Here is a 23,871-nt window from a genome sequence, read left to right on the forward strand (position 1 = left end):
GCTTACAATCACGAGGCGTGACCGATCATCGTTCGCCAACCTCGATCGTCGGCGACGATCCGCAGTTCCGAATTAACCGCGCGCAGTTGCCACTGAGCAACCTGACCGCTCTCTCGGCAACATCCGAAAAAGCGGTCAGGCGCACTCCGTCAAATCAGGCGGTTACGGCAGCAACCCGGCGGCGGCGCATTGCCAAGCCGATGATGCCGAAGCCAGAGATCAGCAGTGCCCAGCTGGCGGGCTCGGGAACGGCAGCGATATTGACGCCTAGACCTGGCGTCGTCTCAAATCGGAAGCCCTGCAGCGTCGAGCCAGCAATCTGAGCGTAGCCATACTGATATCCTTGGCCCAGATCGAAACGCAGTCCGATGATGCTGTCGGAGATCGAATACGCAATGGCGGCCGGTGCCGAATAGCCGACGTACTGGGCAAGCGTGTCGGGTCCGATGGTACCGCCCCGGTTGGAGAAGTAGGACGTCGGCTGCGCAGGATCGTAAAACGGCGCACCGAGACTGGCGATCTGCGTCGACCCGCCCGTCGAGACACCGGCGGGAGCAAACGAGAAGCCCTTGTCGACCGTCGTGAAGGTTACCGAGTTTCCGCCGCCAAAGTCATAGGTATATGGCGTGTCGTAGAAACTGACGCCGCCGAGCCCGACCGTTTTCACCTCGGCCGATGCCGGCGCTACGGCTGACGTCGCCGCGATTATCGCTATCCCAACCAGATATTTCCGCACAGCTGATCCTCCCAAATCCGGACGTTAATGTCCTGGAAAGGAATACGGTTAGTAATCGTTAACGGTTGCAGCACGGGGCGACGAAATCCGCAGCATTTACAGGCCGATGCCGTCCCGCAGACGGCAGTCGAACTTGCTCCCGAGCCCCGTCGAAAAGCGGTGACGGCCTGGCGCCATTGCCGGACGAGAGCCGGCTTTACTCAGAAAATGTAGCGTCCGGTGACGCGGACCTGTCGCGGCTCGACCGGGTGGAGATGATAGTCGTCGACCCCTTCGGCGGGCTCGCCCTGCAGGCGTGACGTGTAGAAATAGGTGATGTCGTTGTCGCGCGCATCGAACAGGTTGAGCACGTCGATCGCCAGCTTGGTGCGGCCGACCTGCCAATAGGCACCCGCGTTGACCAACGTCGTCGGTCGCGAGCGCGCACTGTCGTCCTCGATCAGCGGCGCCGAACCAAAGTGGCGCACCCGGGCCGTTACGGCGATCTTGTCGGTCACCGCGATTGTGCCGCCGCCGGCCACGACGACGCCGACCGAGTTGGGGATACGGTCCTGGCCCGGTGCATCGACGAAGCGGGCATGGGTGATCCCGCCCGAACCATCGAGCGTCAGCCAGTGCAGCGGATGCCAGAACAGGCTGGCTTCGCCGCCATAGCGGCGGGTCGCGCCCTGGGGCTCGGTCGTGCCGCTGTCGCCGCCGAAGACGAGTTCGCTGGCGAGCTTCAGCCGATAGGCGACCAGCGTCGCATTGAACTGGCCGAAATCGGCGCGGGCGCCGGCCTCATAGCCGGTCGCGCGCGCCAGCACTCGTGTCTGCCCCGCCGGCGTGTCGGTGCCGGGGTCGAACTGCACCGTCGCGCCGCGCACGTCGTTGCTGTGATAGCTCTGCCCGTAATTCGCATACAGCTCGAGGTGATCGGTCGCGCGCCATGCCAGCGCGACCTTGGGCAATCCAATCGAGTCGTGCCCCTTGCCCGAGTTGCGCGCGTCGTCGGAGCGCACGTTCCAGCCGACGATATCGCCGCGCACGCCGACCGTGGCGCGCAGCCGATCGGTGATCGCCAACTGCCCCTCGGCGTACACGCCGCCGCTATATTCATCGATCTTGTCCTGGCGGACAGTGCCGATGATACGCCCGAACTCGCTGTTGTAGAGCCCGACCTTGCCGATATCGTCGTAGCGCGCATCGCCGCCGATGGTGATCTTCAGGTCACGGCCGAACAGCGTCGCGGGTATCTCGTGCTTGATCCGGCCGCCGAAGACGCCGCGCTCGTCCCTTTGCTGGAACTCGTCACCGTGAACGGGATCGACAAGGAAGTAGGTGAAGTTCGAGGTCAGTCGGAAGTTGTAATAAACGCCGAACAGGCTGACCTCGGTGTTGCCGTAATGGCCGGTCCCCGACAGCGACAGCCTTGTCGTTTCGCCGCCGAGGTAAGGATCGATATTCCCGAAGCGGTCGATCAGGCCGGTATCGATAGCGCGCTCGGGGACCTGGTCGGTGGCCTGCCATGTCGAGCGATAGGGGTTGAATTCGATACTGAATCCGTGATCGGACGTACCTTGTGAATATTTGACGAGGCCGTTGATCTTCCTGAGCTTTTCATCGAGCACCCAGGGCCCGTCCGACAGCGTACCGTTGATGCCCATCAGCAGATTGCCGTCGCCGAGGCCAAAGCTGCCGGCGACCAGTCCGCGGTAATAGCCGTACATGCCGACCTGCGCCTCGGCGATCGGACTGGGGAGCATGTCGACGGTCTTGAACATCACCGTGCCGGCAGCGCTGAAGTCGCCGACATCGGCAAAGTAAGGACCCTTGCGATAGTCGATCTTCTCGACCAGCTCGGGGATCAGGAAATTTAGATCCATATAGCCCTGGCCGTGGCCGTGCGTTCGCATGTTGATCGGCGCGCCGTCGACAAAGCCGGCGAGGTCGGTGCCGTGATCGAGGTTGAAACCGCGGAGGAAGTACTGGTTGGCCTTGCCCGAGCCGGAGTGTTGGGTGGCGATCAGGCCGGGAACATTCTCGACCAATTCGCCGACGCGGCTGAGGGGGCGGTTCTGGAAATCTTCATAACCGACGGTGCCTTGCGATCCCGACTGGGCGATGCCGATGAGATTGATCGCCCGCCCATAGACGACGATCGTGTTGGCGTCGTCGTTGGCGGTACCGACCAGGTCCGCGCCCGTTGAAACATCCCCGGCGTGGCTGGCAACTGCAGTCGCGCCAGTCACTGCGAGACTGTCTCGTTCAGCGGCCTCAGCCAGCACGGGCGACGCCAAGGCCAGGCTAGGCTCAGGACTCATTGATCATAGCCAGAAGATGACGGATGCTGCGATTGTGATGGCCGAGAAGAAGGTGTGGGCACAGCGATCGTAGCGGGTGTGGATGCGCCGCCAGTCTTTGAGCTTGCCGAACATGTTCTCGATGCGGTGCCGTTGCCGGTAGAGCATCCGGTCATGGTCGATTGGTACCTTGCGGTTGGCCCTCGATGGGATGCAGGGAGCGATGCCCTTGGCGATCAAGGCGGCGCGGAACCAGTCGGCATCGTAGCCCCGATCACCGAGCATCGCCTTGGCTTTTGGCAGGGCCTCGAGCATCAGCGCTGCACCCTTGTAGTCGCTGGTCTGCCCCTCGGTGAGCAGCATCACCCGCGGCCGGCCTTGGCCGTCACAGACGGCATGCAGCTTGGAGTTCAGGCCGCCTTTGGTGCGCCCGATACATCGGGGAAGAGCCCCTTTTTGAGCAGGCTAGCAGCGGTCCGGTGCGCCTTCAGGTGGGTCGCGTCGATCATCAACTGGTCGGGCTTGCCGCCCTTGGCTGCGAGCGCTGCGAAGATCCGGTTGAACACCCCCAGCCGGCTCCAGCGGATGAAACGGTTGTAGATCGTCTTGTGCGGGCCATAATCCTTGGGCGCATCGCGCCAACGGAGGCCGTTTCTGATCACAAAGATGATCCCGCTGATCACCCGCCGATCGTCGACCCTGGGTACCCCGTGCGACAGCGGAAAATGTGGCTCGATCCGACGCATCTGCGCCCCCGACAACCAGATCAGATCACTCATCGTGGCACCTCCTCAGCGCCAACATTGAATCAGATCGTAACCGCCGTGGGAATCCGTTTAATAGGTCCTGAGCCTAGCGCCCAACAGTCCGCATGCGGCGACATGATGCCGAAGAGTGCAACGCCCCATTGTCGGACCCTTATGCGAAATCGTTCGATTTTGCTTAAACCTGCTGCTGGGCAGTACGTTCGGGAGTGGGACGGGGATGCGCCCTTGTGGGTCGTCGGATCGTAATTATGCCGACGGTGCTGCAACGACGCAGCGAGCAACGACTGTCGCCGGGGCGGCATGGAGGTGTTGGTGCAGCGGATAACGGTATCGCTCGACGACGAGGTCGCAGGACTGTTCGACCAGATCATCCGCGACCAGAATTATCAAAGCCGGTCGGAGGCGGTGCGAGACCTGGTGCGCCAGGCCGTCGAGACGCGGCGGCTGGAGGGGTCGGCGGAGACGCACTGCGTCGCCAACCTGTCGTACATCTACAATCATCGGACCCGTGCCCTCGCCCAGCGCCTGCTCGACATGCAGCACGCCAACCACGACCTCGTCGTCGCGACGACGCACGTGATCCTCGATCACAGCTCGTCGTTCGAGACCATGATCCTCAAGGGCTCGGTCGGCAAAGTCCGGGGCCTTGCAGACGCGATCCGTGCCGAGCGTGGCGTGCGATTTGGCGCCATCAACCTTGTGAGTGTCGATCCGAACGACCATCACGATGCCCCGGACGATCATCATCATCATGACCTAGGCCATGTTTCGCCTCATCCAGGGTGATGCCGCACGGCGAGCGCGGTCGACGCCGCCTAGCTCAGGATGTCAGTGCTCGAGCCAGGCCTGGCTGCCGCCGGCGCATCGTCGCGCCCACGAGCCCAAAGCCGGTGATGAGCATCATCCAGGTCGTAGGTTCAGGCACCAGGCTGCCGCCCGCATCGACGCCGACGCCGTCGATCCAGACCCCCGCCCCGGCCCAATAAGTCGGCTTTGTATAGGCAAGTTGCGTGGCGTTGACCGTCGCGTAGATCCCGTTCAGCGCATTGAAATCGGTCTTGTTGGGTGCCGTGTTTGCCAGAGTACCGTTGGTCCCGCGGGTGCCGCTCGGGTCGTTGGTGTAGTCCATGCAGCTACCGGTATTGGGGTTGGTATTGATCGTGTTGATATGATCCAGACCAAGCGAATGACCGAGTTCCTGGCACATCGTCATCATACGCCATGCAGACGTATTGTAATTTGCCTGGTTGAAATAGAAATCGTTGAGCTTGACAGTCGCCTGTACGATGAACCCACCCGCCTGCCAGACAGTCGTATAGCCGAGCCAACCAGTACTTCCGTAATTGCCGTTGCACACCTGCACGCCGCCATAGACTGCTTTGCAGGCCGAGGCATTCGTCGCCCCGCTGGTTACGGTATAATCTATATTCTTCGCAGCGGTCCATGACGTTGCCGCAGAGCGAAGATAATTGTCCCAGCCGGCGCCGACATTGTCACCGACGCCGATATCGAGCGGACCGGTTCGCGCCCATCGATAGTTATTCCATGATTGCGTCAAGGCATTACTTGGCAGTGCTGCCGCCAGCGCGGCACAGGTGAAGGCAACTTTAAACGCTTTAGACAATAGTCGTCGATGGCTGCGAGAGCCAGAGCACAGGCTGTCCACGAGTGTTTTCCCGCCTTAAACTTTTGATTGACCCGAGCGCGAACGTTCTTGCGACGTCCTCGCAAAATTATGCCTATCATAACAGTTGCTTACAAAAAGCGTCAAAGCGCCAAACTGAATTGGTTTAGCGGCGAACCGAAAGTCTGGCTAAGACAGGGTCACAACTAAAAAATGTAACAATTGCGGGGATGGTGGTCCTTTGGCTGCCAAGATTCGTATCGCCAATCAATCGACGAACAGCGAATTTCACCTGATCTGTTAATTGAGATTGGAATGATGTTTGCCGTGGTTTGTTTCATGCTTCGATATGTTCGATAATCTTGGAAATTACACACTTCGTCCGACGTTAATTTTCGTTCAGGCACAATAAATGTACGGTTTCGCGAACGCACCATCTCCCGCATGTCAAAATTGGTCTGCGTGGCTGACGCTGCCGCGCAGGGCGGCCGGCTGGTTCGCGATCGCCTCCGGAATGGCTCGACCGAATCTCGGACCGCAGTGGGGCCGCACACATGACAATCGCGGCGGGTGCCCCTAAAGCGGCATGGTGCATCGCGCCCGTTACCTTGTCTTCGCAAATCGCCACCTCGCAGGCCTGATCCTGCTGCTGGCTTTGGCGATGAAGCTGATCGTACCGGTCGGCTTCATGCCAAGCGTGACGGACGGCCGGTTCACCTTCAGCATCTGCTCCGGTGCCGGACCGATGGTCATGGCGATGCCGGGCATGGACCACGACAAATCGAGCGAGCCCGGACAGGCCGGCAAGTCTGAGCCGCCGTGTGCTTTTTCCGGACTTTCCGCGCCCGCGCTGGCCGCCGCCGATGCCGTTCTGCTGGCGATCGCATTGCTTTTCGTCATGGCGCTCGGCATGCGTGCGGTCGCGCCGCTGCATGCGCCGGCAACGCCCCATCTTCGACCCTTTCTGCGAGGCCCCCCGGCTAAAGCCTGACCCATCGGTCACAGGCGCGGCGGCGACGGACTGGGCATGCCCGGCTTCCTGATGCGTGGCGCATGGGCTTTTCAGATCTTGCGAGGCCTTGCTGCACTCCGGCACGGCTTCGATCCTCAGGGGCGCTACCGTGAAATTCTTGATCGCTGCATCCGCAGCTTCGTTCTGCATGACCGTGCCCGCGATCGGGCAGGACAATAGCCGGAGCCGACTGAACAACGATGCCATCGTCGTCACCGGCACCAAGGCCGGCGATTTCGGCGTCAAATCCGGCATTCCGATCGACCGGGTGCCGCAGAGCATCCAGGTCGTCGAGGCCGAGGACATCGTCGCCAGCGGCGCACGCACGCTGGAGGATGCGCTGCGCGCCGTGCCGTCGGCCACCGTCGCCCGCAGCCGCGTCGGCGGCTTCGGCGGCAACACCCTCCGGATCCGCGGCTTCGCACCGCAACAGATCCGCAACGGCATCTACCAACGCTTCTACGACGGCACCGACCCGTCGGCGCTGTCCGACGTCGCACGCATCGAAGTGCTCAAAGGTCCGTCGGGGGTACTTTACGGCCAGGCCGGCGTCGGCGGCATCATCTCGATAATCACCAAGCAGCCGACCGACGCCTTCGCCGGGTCGGTCGCATTGACCGGCGGCATGTACAACCAGAAGCAAGCGACCCTGGATGTCGGCGGCCCGATCACCGACACGCTCGGTATCCGCGTCACCGGCGAGATCGAGCGCTCGGGCTCGTTCACCGATCTGATCGACGTCGAGCGCGAGAATGTCGGCGTGGCGCTGGCGTGGAAGCCGAGCCCGTCGATCTCCGCACACTTCGTCGGCGAGTTTCTGCACCGCAAGCTGCCCAACAATCCGGGACTGCCGGTGGTCGGGACGGTGATCGGCAACGGCGTCGCGACGGTCAGGCGTTCGACCTTCCTCGGCGAGCCTTCGTACAATTTGCAGGAGAATAACGCGCCGCTGCTGCAAGGCTGGGTCGACTTCAAGCTCGGCGATGCCTGGACGCTGACGCCGCGCGCCCAGTACAGCGAGTGGAACAACACCGCCCTGTCGACCAGCCTGCTGGCGCCGGTGCCAGGCCAGCCGACGCTGATCCAGCGCTCCGGACGGGCCGGCGGCGAGCACGACAGCTTCTACGTCGCCCAGCTCGACCTGTCGGGCGAGGTGACCACCTTCGGTATCCGCCACAAACTGCTGTTCGGCGTCGAGTACAACCACGACGACGTGCCGTTTCGCATGCAGTCGACCGTCACCTGCGGCGTCGGCAGCATCGACGCATTGCACCCGGTCTATGGCTGCGGGCCGGCGACCGGCAACTTCGGCTTTCTCGCCACCGCGACGCTCGAAGGCCATGCCTTTTATGCGCAGGACCAAATCGCCCTCACCGACGCATGGAACGTCGTCGCCGGCGTCCGCCGATCGGACTCCGACAACGACAACATCTTCGCGACGGCGTTTTCGAATTCGACGACGTCCGCCAAGCTGAGGAATACCTCGTGGCAGCTCGGCACGACCTATGCGCTGGGCAGCGGCGTGTCGGTGTTCGGCGGCTACAACACCGGCTACGACCTTGGCGCGGTGACCGGCAACCGCAGGTTCGACGGCACGCCGTTCAAGCCGGAGACCTCGAACCAGGCCGAAGTCGGCGTACGCCTCAGCCGCGATACGGTCCGCGCCACCCTGTCGGCGTTCCGGATCCGGCGCGACAACGTCGGGGTTCCCGATCCCGCCCATGTCGGCTTCAACCTGCAGGACGGCCAGTTCCAGACTCGCGGCTTCGAGCTCGAAGGCGAATGGTCGCCGCTGCCCGGCTGGTGGCTGCAGGGCGGCTATGCCCGGCTCGATGCGACGGTTCGCAAGTCGAGCGAACCTGCGCTGCTCGGCGCGCGGCTGGCGGAAACGCCGACGAACACGGTGACCGCCGCGACCCGGGTCACCGTCGGCCGGGTCGAGCTGCGTGCCTTTGGCAATTATGTTGACGACCGCAAGGTGATCAACGGCGGCGCGGTCACGCTGCCCGACTATCTAACCTTCGACGTTGGGGCCGGCACCGAAGTCGGCGCGGTGCGGATCGACGCGACCCTGAGCAACCTCTTCGACAAGACCTATTACTTCAGCGACAATGCCTCGCGCTATTCGCTCGGTACCGAGGACCGGGTTTTCCCGGGCGAACCGCGGACGCTCAGCGTTCGTGTCGCCTACCGCTTCGGAGCCGCCCAGCGATGAGCAATCCCCGCCTCTACGGTACGATCTGGCGCTGGCACTTCTACGCCGGGCTTTTCGTGCTGCCGTTCATCCTGATCCTGTCGATCACCGGCTCGATCTATCTTTTCAAGCCGCAGATCGACCGCTGGGAGGAGAGCGCCTATCGCGGCCTCGGGACCGCGGGTGCGGTGTCGGCCGACCGGCAGCTAGCGGCTGCCCTTGCCGCCAACCCGGGCGCGCGCTTCAATCATTATCGGCTGCCGCGACAGCCGGGCGACGCCGCGATGATCCAGCTCGGTCTCGAGGACGGCACGCCGCGCGAAATCTATGTGTCGCCGCAGGGCCAGGTGCTGGGCAGCCTCGATCCCGGGACACGGATCGAGGCGACGGTGTCCCGCATCCACGGCACCTTGCTGCTGGGGCGTTGGGGGGACTGGCTGGTCGAACTGGCGGCGAGCTGGTCGATCGTCATGATCCTGAGCGGCCTGTATCTATGGTGGCCGCGCCAGCTGCAAATGGCGGGCACGGTCTGGCCGCGACTGTCACGCCGTGGCCGGCCACTGCTCAAGGACATCCACCGCGTCACCGGCTTCTGGATCGCGGGACTGGTGCTGGTCATGCTGGCCAGCGGCCTGCCGTGGGCGGGCGCCTGGGGCGGCGCCTTCAAATGGGCCCGGACCGAACTCGGGCTGGTCAAGGGACCGCAGGATTGGAAGATCGGCGCCGACGACGGCCATGCCGCACATCATGGCGCGATGACGATGCCGCCCATCGCGGTACCGCAGGGTCTGCCGCTCTCGGTCTTCGTCGCCAAGGCCCAGGCCGAGCACATGGCGTTTCCGGTATCGGTACTGCCACCGCAGGCGCCCCAGCGTTTCGGCGCGCCGACCGGCAATGTCTGGACGGTAAAGTCCGAGGCTCAGAACCGGCAGCTCGATCGGCAGGTCAGCTACGACCCCGCCACCGGTGCGGAGATTACCCGGACCGGCTTCGCCGACCAGCATCTCCTCGACCGGATCGTCAATACCGGCGTCGCCTGGCACGAGGGCCAATTGTTCGGCATCGCCAACCAGATCATCGGGGTGGTCACGGCCGGGGCTCTGCTCGCGCTCAGCGTGCTGGGCGTGATGATGTGGCTGAAACGTCGACCCCGCAACGGCTTCGGCGCGCCTGCACCGACCGTCGGCCCGCCGCCACGAGCGATGATTGCCCTGTTGATCGTGCTGGGCCTGCTGCTGCCCCTGTTCGGCGCTTCGTTGCTCGCTCTGATTGCCTTCGACCAGTTGCTCGGTCGATTGCGAAGGTCCGCAGCCTAGAAGCGCAGGCGCGGTACCGCCGGGCTGCAGGTCATCACGGCTCCCTGGGCAATGCGTAGGTGATCAGCTGCGATGCGGTCACCGGATCGCCGAGATAGGAGCCACCGGCGGCGAGGATCGAGACGTACTGCCGTCCGCTCTTGCCGCGGTAGACGATCGGCGTGCTGTGCGCCGAGGCCGGCAGCTTGACGGTCCATAGTTCGCGGCCATCGTTCAAGTCGAACGCCCGGAAGCGGGAGTCGTCGCTGGCGCCGATGAAGATTAGACCTGATGCGGTCACGGTCGGGCCGCCGACGTTGGGCCGCCCGGTCTTCTGCATGGCTTCGGGCAGGCTATCGGTGATGCCAAGCGGCACCTGCCATGCGATCGTGCCCTTTGAGACGTCGATCGCGGCGATCGTGCCCCAGGGTGGCGGCTGGCACATCAGCTTGCCGACCGACCACCAGGTGTTTCGCTTGGTGTTGTTGTACCATTCGCCCTTGGCGTTCTGGCCCATCTGCTCGACCGAGCCCTCCTCGCTCGTGTTGACGATCAGATAGCCACGCGCCGTGTCGAACGCCGCGCCGCCCCAGTTCGGACCGCCGCCGGACCCGTGCATCCGGACGGTCGGGTGATCGCCCCTCAGCGGCGTGAACGGCGCGTCGAAGGTCAGCTTCTCGTTGGCGACGCGGTCGAGGCAGGCCTGCGTCTGTGCCGGCGTCACCGTGGTGATATCGGCCGCGGTGATGGTCTGGCGGATCAGCGGCGGCGGCGCGGACGGGATCGGCTGCGTCGGCCAGGCGTGCTCGCCCGGCAGGGTCGATGCCGCGACGGGGGTCTCCGGGGTCGGGAAGATCGGCTTGCCGGTCACCCGGTCGAGAATGAAGACATAGCCCGACTTGTTCGACACGGCGACGGCCGGGATCGTGCGCCCATCGCGCTTCACATCGAACAGCGCCGGCTGCATCGGCAGGTCGAGGTCCCAGATGTCGTGATGGACGGTCTGGTAGTGCCACAGGTATTTGCCCGTCCGCGCATCGACCGCGACGAGCGAGTCGGAGAACAGGTTGCTGCCCGGCCGGTCGATGCCGATGCGATCATAGGCCGGGGCGCCGAACGGCAGATAGGCGATGCCGCGCTTCTCATCGACCGACATCAACGTCCAGACATTGACGCCGGATCGCTGCTTCCAGCTGTCGCCACCCCAGCTATCGTGGAAGGGCTCGCCCGGCTGCGGGATGGAATGGAAGGTCCACAGCAGCTTGCCGGTGCGCGCGTCCCAGCCGCGGACATCGCCGTTCGGTCCCAGTGGCGGGGATTCCTGCAGGCGCGACGCGGTGATCAGCACGTCCTTGTACAGGGTCGGCGAACTGTTGATCTGGTAGTTGGCGCGGGGGAAGCCGGCCATGACCGCGGGGGTCTTGAGATCGATCGGGGTGAATCCTGCCGCCGCTTTGCCGGTCTTCACATCGACCGCCAGCATCAGGCCCTCGCGGGTGCCGAGGAAGATGCGCGCGGCGGCCTTGGCGTCACCCGCCCAATATTCGATCCCCCGCCCACCGAGTGCCTGACCTTCCGGCAATTGGTAGGTCCACAACGTTGCGCCGCTATCGCCGTCGATCGCGACGAGCCGGTTGTAGGGCGTCGCGATATAGACGACCCCGTCGATCGCCAGCGGCGTCTGATTGCTGGGCGCAAGTCGTGGCGACGTGTTGTCCGCCGGCTTCAGTTCGAACGTCCAGGCGTTGGCCAGGCGAGCGACATTGGCGGGCGTGATCTGCCCGAGCGGCGAGGCGCGGGTGCCCGCGACCTCGCGCCCGGTGCTGCGCCAGTCACCTGCCGGAGCTTGCGCGGATGCGGGTGCGAGCGCGATCAATGTCGCCGCCGTTGCCAGTATCGCCGCCCACGCCGGGTCAGCGCGGACCATATTCAGCCTGCTTCAACGGACGACCGGCGACGGTCGCGCGGGCGACGCCTTCAGCGATTGCCGGCGGCGGCGCGGGCCGGTTGGGATTGGGCGGCGCGACCGTCGGCTGCAGGCGCGAGATATAGAACCACGCCTGGGTCTCGTCCGACAGGTTGATCGCAGCGTGGACCGTCTTGCCGTTCGGCGGTGCGACGAAACCGGAGTTGATCGGCCACGGCCGGATCTCGCTGCCGAGCTGCATCACCGCCGAACCGTCCGTCACCTTGACCCAGGCTTCCTCCTGTCCGGGCGTGTGCGCGTGCGCTCCGGCGATCGTCCTCGGCGCCATATAGACGATGTACATATGGTCGGTCGGGTACAGCCCGTCGGCTCCCAGGAAGACGTATTTGGCGAAGTTCGACCAATGGACGTTGCGCTCGGTCATCGCCAGCGCATCGACGTCGCGCACCAATATGCCGTCGCGCGGCTTGACCTCGGGCTCCAGGATGCGCGTCAGCATGATCATCCGCAGCGGCGCACCGTCGCCGGTGACCAGGCGGTGGACCTGGTTCGGCGGGATCAGCACGGCGCTGTGCGCCTTGAGCATCCAGAAGTTCTTGCCGTCGTCGAGCCGCGCGTTACCGCTTTCGACGTAAAGCATGACCTGCTGCGGCACGGCCGCGAGCGTCGTCGCATTGCTCGCGGGCATCTCGGCGTAGGCGATTTCCTTGTGGTAATAGAGCGCGGCGCCGTTCGCGGGGGGATTGTCGGGATCACCCTCCTTCAGGATCGAACGCGTGTAGATCACGTCGCGCCAGATGTGCGGCGTCGATCTGGCGGCATCGCCGACGTAGCGGTCGACCGCGATCCCTGCAGCCTCGTTCGATGGCGGCTCGCGCGGCGTGGTCGGGCCTTGCGGTATCATCTGCTTGGGTGCAGGCGGCGCGAGCGGATCGGGCGTCTGCGCCGAGGCCGCATATTGGCCCAGCAGCGCGAGCAAAGCGGCGGCGCCAAGTTTGATCTGTTTCATGATCCCCCCAATTTTTAAGGAAGCATCGCCCTCGCGGTCGAGCCTGTCCAGCGCAAAGCTGCGCACCACAGGCGCGGCGCGGCCGGCGTTCTCACTATGCGAAGGAAGCGGCCTTTCGCAGGCCATCCGGCTCCTCTAAGCATTGGTCATGACGGCGGCGACGACCAGATTTTGGGCGGCAAGCTTGGTGGCCGCATGGCTCGCCGCGGCGGCACCACTGCAGGCGGGCCAGACCCTTCATGCCTATATCGGCACCAACACGCCGTCACGCGCGGCGCCACAGGGCGAGACGCGATTGCCATCGACCAACGACGCCTCGCATGGCCGGGGCATCTATCTGGTCGATGTCGATGCGGCGACGGGCGCGCTCTCGAACCTGCGGCTGGCGGCGGCGACGCGCTCACCGACCTGGCTGATCGTCGACCCGCGCCACGGTACACTGTACGCCGCCAATGAAACTGGCGACGGCACGGTCAGCGCCTTTCGCATCGATGCTGCCAGCGGGGCGCTGACCTTGTTGAACGCCAGGCCGAGCAAGGGCGCGCCGGTGTCGCTGGCGATCGATGCCTCCGGCAAATATGTGCTCGCCGCCAACTACGGGGGCGGCAGCGTCGCGGTGTTTCCGATCCAGCCGGATGGCTCGCTCGGCGACGCGAGCGACATCGTCCCCGCGATCAGCGAACGGACGCCGGCCCGCGCACCTTCGCCGTTCGAGCATGTCGATGACTATCCGTCGGCGTTCCACATGATCGGCTCCGATCACGGTGGCCGTTTCGTCTTCGCCAACGACGCGATGCAGGATCGCATCTTCGTCTGGCGGCTGGACGGCATGAGCGGCAGGCTGGTGCCGAACGACCCGGCATTTTTCGACGTGCCGCGTGGCCGCTTCCCACGGCATTTCGTCTTTTCCCCCGACGATCGCTTTTTCTACAATCTGAACGAACGCGGTGGCGCGATCGATGTCTCCGCCGTGTCGGTGGTCGACGGGAACGTCCGGCTCCGCCCGATCGGCAGCGCACCGACGCTACCGACGAGCTATGAGGGCCGCAACGCGACCTCGGAGCTGTTGATGACTCGCGATGGGCGGTTTCTCTACGCGGCCAACCGGGGGCATGAGACGATCGCGATGTTCCGGGCCGGCGGCGACGGCCGGCTGGTGCCGCTCGGTGAAATCGCGACCGAGGCGAGCCATCCGCGCAGCTTGACCTTCGACCCGAGCGAACGGTTCGTGTTCTCGCTAAACCAGCGCGGCGACCAGGTCGCGGCGTTCAGGATCGACCGCAAGACCGGTCGTCTCAGCTACACCGGGCATTCGCTCCTCGTCCCGAGCCCGAGCGCGATGGTCTTTGCGCCAGGCAGCCCTTGAGGTGACGAGGGAACTGGAGCCGGCGTTTCGAACCGAACCCGCTGGCGGATCAAGGAGAGCCCGATGTCCGGCAGCGCTTCCACGCCTCTCGACCCCCGCACCGGACGGTCGCGTCGGATGACGCTCGCCATCGGTGTGTGCGCGCTTGCGACCGCCGGAGCAGCGCCGCGCGACGTCGCCGACGTACGCGTTGTCCTTGCCCGAGCGCCGACCGCGACGATCCAGCAGGGCAGCCTCAAGGCGGTCATCGCGCTGCCGGATCCGGACAAGGGCTTTTACCGCGGCACGCGGTTCGACTGGTCCGGGATGATCGTCGAGGTGCAGGCGGGCGGCACCCGGTTCTACGGTCCGTGGTTCGACGGCATCGCCGCCAATGTCCGTGACTTCATCGACAGCGGCACCACCCTGGTGGTCGGCCCGCAAACCTCGGCAACCGGACCCGCCGAGGAGTTCTTCGGTCCGGCAGCGGCTCCGGTGCCCGGTTACGGCGAGGCACCGGTCGGCGGGACCTTCATCAAGATCGGCGTCGGGCGGCTGCGCAAGGCGGACGACAGGCCGTACGACAGGTTCCGCGGCTATAACGTCGTCGATGGCGGGACCTGGAAGGTTTCGCGGACGGGTAGCTCGGTCGCATTCCGGCAGGAGATTGTGCCCGACGCGGCGGGCTACGGCTACCGCTACGAGAAAACCGTTCGGCTCGCGCGCGGCGGCGTCCTCGAGATCGCGCACCGGCTGGTCAACACCGGATCGAAGCGCGTCGTCACCGAGGTCTACAACCACAATTTCACGCGCTTCGACGATCGCGACATCGGACCGGAGGTCAGCGTCGAATACCCTTATCCACTGACGAGCCCGACTTCGACGCCGCAACTTGCGGAGGTGGAGGGCTCGACGCTGCGCTACCGGAGCGGTCTTGCCGCCGGCGAACGCGTCACGCTGGCCCCCGACGGCTTTACCCAGGATGCGCGAACCAGCGGCTTCACCATCAACGGGCCCGGCGGCGCGCAGGTCCATGCGAGTTCCGATACGCCGATCGTGAGTTCCCAACTCTGGTCGGTGCGCACCGTCGTCTCGGTCGAGCCGTTCACCGCGATCGATCTCGCGCCCGGCGCCGAGAAGCGCTGGGTGTGGCGCTACAGCTTCAAGGCCGGAGACGCGCCCCGGCCCTGAGCCTCGCCCTGCCCGCGCCGATCGCCGGCAAGGCAGTCGTGTCCGCAATGGCCGGGTGGGGATCGCCCCACCCGGACTATCCTACAGGCCGTCGAGGCCCTTGCTGACCAGGATGTTGACGGCGACGCGGCGGTTCTGCGCCTTGCCCTCGGGGCTGTCGTTGCTGGCCAGCGGGTCGGCCTCGGCCATGCCGGTGGGGGTCAGCATACGGTACGGCTTCCAGTGGCAGGCCTGCTGGATGTAGTTGACGACGCGGCTCGCGCGCTTCTCGCTGAGCTGCTGGTTATACTCCTGCGGGCCGGTCGAGTCGGTATAGCCGACCACCAGGATCAGGGCGTTCTTCATCCCCTCGGCGGTCGACGTCGCGGCGCACAGGTCGGCGCGGGCCTGCGGCGACAGTTGCGCCTTGCCGGTGTCGAAGTTGACGCTCGTCGTGCCCTTGACGTTGTAATCGCCGATGTCGGCCATGCGGCCGCGCAGCGTGCCGGTCGCCGCAGTCTGCTCGTCGAAGCCCTGGGCGGTGCCGGTGTGGATCATCCTCGCGGTCTTGAAGTCGGTGTTGCGGAAGTTGACCTGGTCGGCGATCAGCGTCTCGCCGCCTTGCGACGTCTTGACGGCGACCGGCAGGCCGTTGAGCAGCGAGGTCAGCGACAGCTTGTTCCGGCCGAGACCGAGGAAGCCCTTGCTGGCGGTGATCTTAGTGGAATCGTTGATCGCGACTATCGTCTTGGTGCCGTCCTCGGCGGTGACCTGCATCTTGTCGCCGCTGCGTCCGGAGATGACGCCCTTCAGATCGGGTCCCTTGGCCGCGGGCGCACCGGACATCGTCGTTCGCAGCTGGGTTACCGGCGCGCTGGTCTCCTGCGCCGACAACACTCCCGGCACCGCGATCGTCAGCGCCGACAGCAAGAAGAGGGTCTTGGGCCCCTTGGTAACGATGCTCATTCGGCAGATCCTTCAAACAGGACTGGCTATTCCGGCCTGATCCTGCCGCCTCAGCGCGGCCAGATGTAACTTAAGGGCACGGAGCAACCAGTCGGTTCAGACTTGAAAGCGTAACCACGGCGTTCTTTTGAAAGCGCGCCATTCGGGCAGCACGCATGCTGAACATGAACGAGGCCGCCGTACGCTTGGTTGGCCCGGCGTTCCTTTCTGCTGTATGAACGCGGCACGGAGTCACCATTTACCGTGGGTCATCCGGGTAAATCGTGCGGCGAGCCGTTGCCCTGCGTCGGCGAATGCGACGCGACCCGATACCGTCCTGCAAGTCGTTACGGACGGATTCGACACGGCGATGTTGCGATATTGCTGCAGAGATGGTCCAATGGCGGCATGGCGGCAGACAGTAAGACGATCCGTGTCGGCGTCCTGGGGGCAGGCGGTAGAATGGGGCAGGCGGTGATCGCCGCCGTGCTCGCCGATCCGCGCCTCAAGCTGTCCGGGGCGATCGAGCGAGCCGGCCATGCCTCGGTCGGCAGCAAGCTCGGCGGTGGCCTGACCATCTGCTCCAATCCTGCTCCGCTGGCGCACGGCAGCGACGTGTTGATCGACTTCACCTCGCCCGACGCGCTGGAGGCGACGCTCGACGCCGTCTGCGAGGGCAATGCTGCGCTGGTCGTCGGCACGACCGGGCTGGGGGCAGCGCACCACAAGATGCTCGACCGCGCCGCCCGCACCACGGCGATCCTGCAATCGGCGAACACCAGCCTTGGCGTGACGCTGCTGATGAGCCTGGTACGCCAGGCGGCGGCATCGCTTGGCCCGGAATGGGATATCGAGATCGCCGAGTTGCACCACCGCGACAAGGTCGATGCGCCATCGGGCACGGCGCTGGCGCTGGGCGATGCGGCGGCCAAGGGGCGCGGCGTCGATGCGGCGCGGGTCGCGGTGCGCGGCCGTGACGGCGTCGGCAAGGCCCGGCGCGCAGGCGACATCGGCTATGCCTCGATGCGCGGCGGCACCGCGGCGGGCGACCATCTGGTCCTGTTCGCCGGCGACGGCGAGCGTCTTGAACTCGGCCACCGCGCCGAATCGCGCGAGATCTTCGCGCGCGGTGCGGTCCGCGCCGCCGCCTGGCTGGCGGGCAAGCCGGTCGGCCGCTATACGATGAGCGACGTGCTGGGGCTCTGACGCCAGCGCGCCAGTCCGTCGACGATCACCGCATGGACCGCCTCGCGCTCGGCGGGTGACAGGCACTGGCCGACCGTGACGCTGACGCCGCGCGACGCGACCGACAGGCGGTTCTCGTCGGTCGACAGCCGCTCCAGCTGCGCCTTGGCCCAATAGGGTTCGAGCCGGAAGCGCCGCTCCCTGCCCATGTGCGAGACCTTGCGGACGGTCAGCGAAACCTCGTCGAGCCGCACGGCCTCATAGGCCCGGCCGGAGCGATAGCTGGCCCGCAGCGCCCACCACAGCAATGCCACGTCGATGACCATGAACGGGATCACCGGCCACGCCCCGACGACCAGGAAGCGCAGGCCGCCGAGCAGGAACACCCCGCCGACGCCGATGATTAACCAGCGCGCATGACGCCGGTCGAGCGAGCGGTTGGGCCGAAGCGTCAGGTCGATCAGCGGCATATCGCCAGCATAGCGCCGCGCCGCTGGACAGGGGAAGCGCGGCAGGCGACACGGTGCGCGCCATGACGCCGCAGCAGATCGAGCATTTCTTCGCGACCCTGGCCGCCGCGCTGCCGGAGCCGCAGACCGAACTGCTGTACGACAGCCCGTTCGAGCTGCTGGTGGCCGTCGTGCTGTCCGCCCAGGCAACCGACGCCGGGGTCAACAAGGCGACGCCCGGGCTGTTCGCCGCGGCACCCGATGCCGCCAGCATGGTCGCGCTTGGCGAGGACAATATTCGCTACCTGATCCGCACCATCGGGCTGTTCAACACCAAGGCGAAGAATGTCGCCGCGCTGGCGCAGATCCTGGTCCGCGACCACGGCGGCGCGGTGCCCCATGATCGCGAGGCGCTGGAGGCCCTGCCCGGCGTCGGCCGCAAGACCGCCAACGTCGTCCTGAACATCGCGTTCGGCGAGGAGACCTGCGCCGTCGACACGCACATCTTTCGCGTCGGCAATCGCACCGGGCTGGCCCCCGGCAAGACACCGCGCGCCGTCGAGGATCGCCTGATGGCGGTGATCCCGCCTGCCTATCGCCGCCACGCCCACCACTGGCTGATCCTGCACGGCCGCTACACTTGCATCGCGCGCAAGCCGCAATGCTGGCGCTGTCCCGTTGCCGTGGATTGTGCCTTCGAACCAAAGACTCCCGCGCCCGCGACCGCCGCCAAATAAGATCGTTACGGAACGATCCGAAGCGATATCGGTTATTATTGCGTCACTCCGTTGCGTTGCGTAAGCGGTTCACGACCATGAACCGGATTTTCTGATGCTCCTGTCTGCCAAGCGCGTCGCGGCTGTGCTGCTGGCTGGGTTGCTGGCGAATTGTAGCACGCCACCGCCGCCGCCCGCCCAGACTGCCGCGGTGGTGCCGGCGCCGTCGTCGTCGATCCCGGTCGCCCAATCTCGCGGCCAGAACTGCATCGACCTGTCGCGTATCCGGGAGGCCAAGGTGGTCGACGACCGGACCATCGATTTCGTCCTCAACGGTGGCCAGGTGCTGCGCAACACGCTGCCCAACGCCTGTCCGTCGCTGGGCGTCGAAAAGGCCTTCACCTATGCGACGTCGATCAGCCAGTTGTGCGCGGTCGACACGATCACGGTGATCAACCAGGGCGGCGGCATCCGCACCGGCGCCAGCTGCGGCCTCGGCAAGTTCGTGCCCTATACGCCGCCGGCACCCACATCCCGCTGATCCGGGCTGGATTCGCCCCCGCCCACCTGCTAGACCCCCGCTCACGCACTCGTAGCTCAGCTGGATAGAGCACTGCCCTCCGAAGGCAGGGGTCGGGGGTTCGAATCTCTCCGAGTGCACCATTCTCCCTTCGAGACAGTCAGGGTCTTCGGCGCCGTCCATCGGCGCCGGACAAGCATTCCGTGCTTGGCCGCCTCGACTGCGACAAAGATTCCTGCATCCGTGTTGCGACACGTTCCGTCTTGTATTCCATGGGTCATCGTGTTCCGCCCGTGCCGAGGATTGCGCGTCAGACGCGCCGGCGCGGTCGGCTATACTGGTTGCTCTGGGATATCGCGGAATGGTTCGCGAAAGATCGCGGTTCGGGCCTGAAAGCGACAGCGACGGTGGCCGAGCCGGTCGAGCCGTTCCGGAAACTGGACTGATGCAGCTTTGCGGGACTTCCCGGTTTGCAGATTCGCTTAGCGCTCGTGGCGTCGCGACACGTCTCGCGGCTCCGAAGACATTGCCGCCGCACGATTTGCATAGCGGTTGGCAAGCTGGTCATTGAGGCGCCTGATCTCGAAATCGCTGGCCTGGTCGGCGGCTTGTCGATGCTGCCTGGCTTGGGCGAGGCAATAGTCGCGGTCGGCAGGCTGAAAACTACCGGTATCCTTGACCGGATCTTCGAGCGCGTTCGGCGCCGGCCCCGCATCGACGACCTTGCCATCGGTCTTGCGCGGGACGGTACGCCCCAGTTCGTAGGACAGGCTCGCCACAACCCGGCGCGCCGACGCCGGCTTGCAAACCCACGAGATTTCATTGGCGGAGGCCTTTACGCCCGGCGGCGGTCCGACCGCCGAGTGCATCACGATCGGGACGCCGAGGTCAAGCAGGCGGAGCGCCACCGGCGTCACGTCGCGGTCGGCCAGGTTGGTATCGAGCAGAGCCGCGGCGATCACCATGTTCGCAGCGACCGCTTCCTCGATCAGGGCGAGGGCCGCGACCGTCGTCGTCGCCGGACCGAGAACCAGGCCACCGGCAGCCTCGATCGCCATCGCGAGATCCATCGCGATCAGGATCTCGTCCTCGACAACCAGAATAGGCGCGCCCTTGTACATCGATGGTCCTTGAGGACAGCGCCCCGCCGGCACTAAACGGTCGACGACCTCAGAACGTCAAATACAATGTGCGGTTCCGTACCGTAATGACGTGCATTTACCCGATAATTTTCATTATTTAAAATTTCTCTACAGTTATGACGTCCTATCGGGTTGGTTTTAAATCTCAAACAAACCACCGGCGAAAAGTACCATATTCGTCAGGGTAACTTATTCAGCGGCAGCACGATCGAGAAGCTTTGCATAAAGCGCCGCTCCGACTGCGGGTTCGTGCCGAGGCTCTATGATTTCATACGCTGCCAACTGTCGCAGATGATGAAGAAAAGCATTCCGAACGGCAAGCTGCTTGGTCAGCACACCACCCGACCAGGACAAAAGCACGGTTTCGCTGTCGGCAAATTCGAGATTGCGACGCAGCGCCTGCGCCATTTGGGCAAGTTCGGATCCGGCCTGATCGAGGATCGCTACGGCGACCTCGTCACCGGCTTCGGCGGCTTGGGACACGGTCGGCGCAAGGCCGGCAATCTCATCGCGGGTCATGCCATTTTCACCCATCACCCGCGCACAGATGTCGAGGTCGGTATTCAGGCCGAGCGTTTGGCCGACGATGGACTTGAGCGGGCCAATCGGCAGCCGGCCATCGCTCATTCGCGTAAACGCGTTCAGGCCCTGAATGGCGATCCAGTAAGCCGATCCTTCGTCGCTGAAGACCTCGCCCCAGCCGCCGACGCGCGCCTTGCGGCCGTTCCGCTCGCCATAGCCGATCGATCCGGTACCGGCGACGAGGTTGATCCCGTCGGCACAGGCAAGCGATCCCGCCCAGCCACAAACCATATCGTTGTCGCAGCGATAGCGGCCGTGACCCAACAGGCGGCCACAGGCGGCATCCAGCTGGGGGTCGATCGTCGCGTCTTCGCCGAATGCGGGCAGGCCGAAGAAGCTGTGCGTCAGGCTCGACGCCTGTATCGACAATTGGCTGCACACCGCGGCGACGCCCTGCCCAAGTCGGGCGATGGCTTCGTCGAGCCCGACCTGGAGGTGGTAGGTCGTCCCGGTCAGGGCGCGGGCGACGGTCCGGCCAGTGTCGTCGATGCACACGAACTCGGTCTTGGTGCCGCCCCCGTCAACCCCGAGAAAGATCGTCATGGGTTCGGCGTGTGGATACGGACGCCTTGGACGACCCGGTTGACGGTGCCGGTGGCGTTGGGCTGGTCGGGGGTGCGCCCCAGATTGAGTGCATAATGGAGGCCGAAAAGCTGGGCTGGCACGATGAACGGAAACAGCAGGTCGACGTCGGCGAAGTTGGCGGAGCTCGACACCAGGAGTTCGGTGCCGCCGCTGGGCTGGGTCGTGACCGCGATCACGGTACCGCGGTGCGCGTCGGTGCGGAGTTCTTCGATCATGTCGAGATCGTAGAGCCGGGTCAGCGGATCGTTGGAGACGAACACCATGATCAGGGTCCCCGCGGTGACGATCGTCTTGGGACCGTGGCGGAAGCCGAGCGAGGAGTCGAACATCGTCGGCACCGCACCGTCGGTCAGTTCGAGCAGCTTGAGCGCAGACTCGCGGGCCAGACCCTGGAACAGACCGCTCCCGAGATAGACGACACGCTCGAACCCGCGTGCCGCCAGCCCCGCGACCATGTCCTCCGACTGTGCGATCACCGCGGCGACGGTGTCGGCAATCGCCTCGACCCGGTCGTGCATCGCGTCGATGCCCGTGAAGATCGACAGCGCCGCCAGCATCATCGCGCTGAAGCTGGAGGTCATGGCGAAGGCGCGGTCGTGCGTCTCCTCCGGCAGGATTACGACATGGCTGGTGTCCGACGCCCGACGCGACAGCGCGCCGTCGGCGTTGCAGGTGATCAGCAGGTGATGGACCGCCCCGCCGCACATGTCGGCCAATTCCACCGCCGCGATGCTCTCTGGACTGTTGCCCGAGCGCCCAAACGACACCATCAGCGTCGGGCGCTTCGCATCGAGGTACAGGCGCGGCGCGCTGACGATATCGGTCGTCGCCACCGCCTCGACCGGGCGGCCGAGCGACGCCGTCAGCCACGGCGCCAGGCACTCGCCAATGAACGCCGAAGTCCCCGCCCCGCACAGCATGATCCGCAGGTCAGGCTTGGCCAGCAACGGCCCGAGGAACGCCTCGATCCCGTCCCGACCGGCCTCCAGCACGGCCTGCGTGGCGCGCAGCGTCGCCGGCTGCTGCAGGATCTCCCGGCGGGTCCAGCTCTCCGGCAGCGCGTCCGGGCTCCGGGCCGCAAACAGGGTCTCAGTCATCGGGGTTGCAAGCTCCATGATAGGCGTCGAGCGTCGCGCCGATGTGGGCGACGATGAGGTCGACAGGGTCCAGGGTCGCGGTACCCGCGCGCACCGCGGCATAGGCGATCGGCAGATACTGGCTGAGCAGCGGCAGCGGCGGCACCTGCGCGCGCAGATTGTCGAACAGCCGCACCTGCGCCGCCGCAATCTCGGCATCGGGCCAATAATAGCGGATGCGGTCGCTCAGGCTGTACTGTAGCTGCAGGTCGAGCGCTGCGCCGCTGTCGTGATAATAGCGCTGCCAATTGCCCGGCTCGGCCTTCATGCGGGCAATCGCGACAGCCCGCAGCCCGGCCCGCTTCCCTGCCTCGACGGTCTCCGCCTCGATCGCATCGAGCGCCCACAGCGCCTCGCGCAGCGCAAAGGTGACGCCCGGCCCGACCTTCAGGACGGCAAAATGATCGCGGACCAGCGCGCTCAGCGCCGTCTCGGTCTGGTAATCGGTCGAGTGCGCCTCGAAGACGATATGCTCGACCGGCTCGATCGCCGCGACCAGCGTGGTCGCCGCCGCCGGGTCATAATCGACGACCTTCATGTGATCGAACTCGACGCCGGGCTGGACGACCGCGGCGATGACCCGGTCCCAGGCGCTGTGCAGCCCGCCTTCCGCGAACAGGTCGCGGTGCATGTCGAGCGTCGCCAGCACCGCTTCGGGCGTCGTCACCGCCAGCGCATCGAGGTCCTCCGCCGCACCGCCCGGCACCGGCACTTCGGTGCCGATGACATAGACCGGCGCGTCGGAGGGATCGCCGGCATAGGCGTCCTCGGCGGCGCGGCACAGGCGCGCGGCGCGCTCGGCGATCGTCCGCTCGGGCAGCGGCGTCGGGTCGCCGGCGCAGCTCATCGAGCAGTCGAGGTGGATCTTGGAAAAGCCGGCGCGGACGTAATCGGCGACCATGATCTCGGCCTTGGCCATCGCGACCTCGGCCGGGAAGCTCGTCCAGGCGTTCGGCCCGAGGTGATCGCCGCCCAGCGCCAGCCGCTCCAGCGGAAAGCCCAGGCGACCCGCGATGCCCTCGACGAAGGCGCGGAAGTCGGCGGGGACCATGCCGGTATAGCCGCCGTCCTGGTTGACCTGGTTCGACGTCGCCTCGATCAGCACCAGCGGCGCGGCGTTGCGCAGCGCATGGGCGAAAGTCGCCTCGATCACCAGCGGATGCGCCGAGCACACCGACGTCAGGCCGATGCGTTCGCCACGCTTGTGACGGGCGATGAGGTTTTGAATGAGCTCCATCGCGCTACCCTAG

Annotated in this window: 21 protein-coding genes and 1 tRNA gene; 10 read left to right on the forward strand and 12 right to left on the reverse strand. The window is 65.4% G+C overall.

All coding sequences use genetic code 11. The annotated features are described in order from the left end of the window. Positions 1-154: 154 nt before the first annotated feature. From ACOFKW_RS02185 to ACOFKW_RS02195, 3 genes are all read right to left on the reverse strand, one after another. Positions 155-667 carry a PEPxxWA-CTERM sorting domain-containing protein gene (locus tag ACOFKW_RS02185; RefSeq protein WP_419815717.1) on the reverse strand — a complete coding sequence of 171 codons (513 nt, stop codon included), beginning with the start codon at positions 665-667 and terminating at the stop codon, positions 155-157. Between the two features lie 269 nt (positions 668-936). After that, on the reverse strand, positions 937-2,967 hold the full coding sequence (locus ACOFKW_RS02190) for a TonB-dependent receptor (RefSeq protein ID WP_419815718.1): 2,031 nt from the start codon (positions 2,965-2,967) through the stop codon (positions 937-939). Between the two features lie 75 nt (positions 2,968-3,042). Continuing rightward, positions 3,043-3,797 (reverse strand): IS5 family transposase gene (locus ACOFKW_RS02195; RefSeq protein ID WP_419815719.1). Its coding sequence is split into 2 segments (ribosomal slippage): positions 3,043-3,464 and positions 3,464-3,797, totalling 756 coding nucleotides; the frame shifts between segments, so codons are not numbered across the junction. A gap of 300 nt (positions 3,798-4,097) precedes the next feature. On the opposite strand from ACOFKW_RS02195, the gene nikR reads away from it, so the two are divergent. After that, positions 4,098-4,571 carry a nickel-responsive transcriptional regulator NikR gene (nikR, locus tag ACOFKW_RS02200; RefSeq protein ID WP_419815720.1) on the forward strand — a complete coding sequence of 158 codons (474 nt, stop codon included), beginning with the start codon at positions 4,098-4,100 and terminating at the stop codon, positions 4,569-4,571. Between the two features lie 34 nt (positions 4,572-4,605). Here nikR and ACOFKW_RS02205 read toward each other — a convergent pair whose 3' ends face one another. Next, positions 4,606-5,409, reverse strand: a complete 804-nt coding sequence (locus ACOFKW_RS02205) for a PEPxxWA-CTERM sorting domain-containing protein (protein ID WP_419815721.1) — start codon at positions 5,407-5,409, stop codon at positions 4,606-4,608. 586 nt (positions 5,410-5,995) lie between these two features. Here ACOFKW_RS02205 and ACOFKW_RS02210 point away from each other — a divergent pair. The 3 genes from ACOFKW_RS02210 (at position 5,996) to ACOFKW_RS02220 (ending at position 9,931) form a co-directional block, all read left to right on the forward strand. Beyond that, positions 5,996-6,400 carry a hypothetical protein gene (locus tag ACOFKW_RS02210; RefSeq protein WP_419815722.1) on the forward strand — a complete coding sequence of 135 codons (405 nt, stop codon included), beginning with the start codon at positions 5,996-5,998 and terminating at the stop codon, positions 6,398-6,400. A gap of 130 nt (positions 6,401-6,530) precedes the next feature. Continuing rightward, positions 6,531-8,636, forward strand: coding sequence for a TonB-dependent siderophore receptor (locus ACOFKW_RS02215; protein ID WP_419815723.1), 2,106 nt, complete (start codon positions 6,531-6,533; stop codon positions 8,634-8,636). Beyond that, positions 8,633-9,931, forward strand: coding sequence for a PepSY-associated TM helix domain-containing protein (locus ACOFKW_RS02220; RefSeq protein ID WP_419815724.1), 1,299 nt, complete (start codon positions 8,633-8,635; stop codon positions 9,929-9,931). Before ACOFKW_RS02215 ends, ACOFKW_RS02220 begins: the two co-directional genes overlap by 4 nt. A 34-nt stretch (positions 9,932-9,965) precedes the next feature. Here the strand turns inward: ACOFKW_RS02220 and ACOFKW_RS02225 are convergent, their stop codons facing one another. Both ACOFKW_RS02225 and ACOFKW_RS02230 read right to left on the reverse strand, forming a co-directional pair. Then, entirely contained in the window at positions 9,966-11,837 is a 1,872-nt protein-coding gene (locus ACOFKW_RS02225) for a PQQ-binding-like beta-propeller repeat protein (protein WP_419815725.1), read from the reverse strand. After that, positions 11,824-12,846 (reverse strand): hypothetical protein, encoded by a 1,023-nt coding sequence (locus ACOFKW_RS02230; protein ID WP_419815726.1) that lies wholly within the window; start codon positions 12,844-12,846, stop codon positions 11,824-11,826. Before ACOFKW_RS02230 ends, ACOFKW_RS02225 begins: the two co-directional genes overlap by 14 nt. A gap of 187 nt (positions 12,847-13,033) precedes the next feature. Between ACOFKW_RS02230 and ACOFKW_RS02235 the strand changes: the two genes are divergently transcribed. Together ACOFKW_RS02235 and ACOFKW_RS02240 are read left to right on the forward strand one after the other, a co-directional pair. Beyond that, positions 13,034-14,212, forward strand: a complete 1,179-nt coding sequence (locus tag ACOFKW_RS02235) for a lactonase family protein (RefSeq protein ID WP_419815727.1) — start codon at positions 13,034-13,036, stop codon at positions 14,210-14,212. Positions 14,213-14,275: 63 nt separating this feature from the next. Beyond that, positions 14,276-15,382 (forward strand): hypothetical protein, encoded by a 1,107-nt coding sequence (locus tag ACOFKW_RS02240; protein WP_419815728.1) that lies wholly within the window; start codon positions 14,276-14,278, stop codon positions 15,380-15,382. Between the two features lie 81 nt (positions 15,383-15,463). On the opposite strand, the gene ACOFKW_RS02245 is transcribed toward ACOFKW_RS02240, so the two are convergent. Next, the gene (locus tag ACOFKW_RS02245) at positions 15,464-16,327 is read right to left on the reverse strand and encodes an OmpA family protein (RefSeq protein ID WP_419815729.1); all 864 of its coding nucleotides are present in this window, start codon (positions 16,325-16,327) and stop codon (positions 15,464-15,466) included. Positions 16,328-16,714: 387 nt separating this feature from the next. On the opposite strand from ACOFKW_RS02245, the gene dapB reads away from it, so the two are divergent. After that, the gene (gene dapB, locus ACOFKW_RS02250) at positions 16,715-17,512 is read left to right on the forward strand and encodes a 4-hydroxy-tetrahydrodipicolinate reductase (protein ID WP_419815730.1); all 798 of its coding nucleotides are present in this window, start codon (positions 16,715-16,717) and stop codon (positions 17,510-17,512) included. Here the strand turns inward: dapB and ACOFKW_RS02255 are convergent. Beyond that, complete coding sequence (locus tag ACOFKW_RS02255; RefSeq protein ID WP_419815731.1) at positions 17,482-17,961, reverse strand: DUF2244 domain-containing protein; 480 nt, start codon at positions 17,959-17,961, stop codon at positions 17,482-17,484. The two genes, dapB and ACOFKW_RS02255, sit on opposite strands and share 31 nt — an antisense overlap. Positions 17,962-18,023: 62 nt before the next feature. On the opposite strand from ACOFKW_RS02255, the gene nth reads away from it, so the two are divergent. From nth to ACOFKW_RS02270, 3 genes are all read left to right on the forward strand, one after another. After that, the gene (gene nth / locus ACOFKW_RS02260; RefSeq protein WP_419815732.1) at positions 18,024-18,677 is read left to right on the forward strand and encodes an endonuclease III; all 654 of its coding nucleotides are present in this window, start codon (positions 18,024-18,026) and stop codon (positions 18,675-18,677) included. Between the two features lie 94 nt (positions 18,678-18,771). Further along, positions 18,772-19,197, forward strand: a complete 426-nt coding sequence (locus tag ACOFKW_RS02265) for a hypothetical protein (RefSeq protein WP_419815733.1) — start codon at positions 18,772-18,774, stop codon at positions 19,195-19,197. 45 nt (positions 19,198-19,242) lie between these two features. Continuing rightward, positions 19,243-19,319 (forward strand) — tRNA-Arg (locus tag ACOFKW_RS02270). A gap of 339 nt (positions 19,320-19,658) precedes the next feature. Here ACOFKW_RS02270 and ACOFKW_RS02275 read toward each other — a convergent pair. From ACOFKW_RS02275 to ACOFKW_RS02290, 4 genes are all read right to left on the reverse strand, one after another. Continuing rightward, positions 19,659-20,297: a hypothetical protein gene (locus ACOFKW_RS02275; RefSeq protein ID WP_419815734.1), complete on the reverse strand. Its 639-nt coding sequence runs from the start codon at positions 20,295-20,297 to the stop codon at positions 19,659-19,661. Positions 20,298-20,507: 210 nt separating this feature from the next. Continuing rightward, positions 20,508-21,443 (reverse strand): N-acetylglucosamine kinase, encoded by a 936-nt coding sequence (locus ACOFKW_RS02280; protein WP_419815735.1) that lies wholly within the window; start codon positions 21,441-21,443, stop codon positions 20,508-20,510. Next, positions 21,440-22,582, reverse strand: coding sequence for an SIS domain-containing protein (locus ACOFKW_RS02285; protein WP_419815736.1), 1,143 nt, complete (start codon positions 22,580-22,582; stop codon positions 21,440-21,442). The genes ACOFKW_RS02280 and ACOFKW_RS02285 overlap by 4 nt, the downstream gene beginning before the upstream one ends. Then, positions 22,575-23,858 (reverse strand): D-tagatose-bisphosphate aldolase, class II, non-catalytic subunit, encoded by a 1,284-nt coding sequence (locus ACOFKW_RS02290; RefSeq protein WP_419815737.1) that lies wholly within the window; start codon positions 23,856-23,858, stop codon positions 22,575-22,577. Before ACOFKW_RS02290 ends, ACOFKW_RS02285 begins: the two co-directional genes overlap by 8 nt. Between the last annotated feature and the right edge of the window lie 13 nt (positions 23,859-23,871).

Origin of the sequence: Glacieibacterium sp., from assembly GCF_965200405.1 — a bacterium.
Taxonomy (GTDB): domain Bacteria; phylum Pseudomonadota; class Alphaproteobacteria; order Sphingomonadales; family Sphingomonadaceae; genus Glacieibacterium.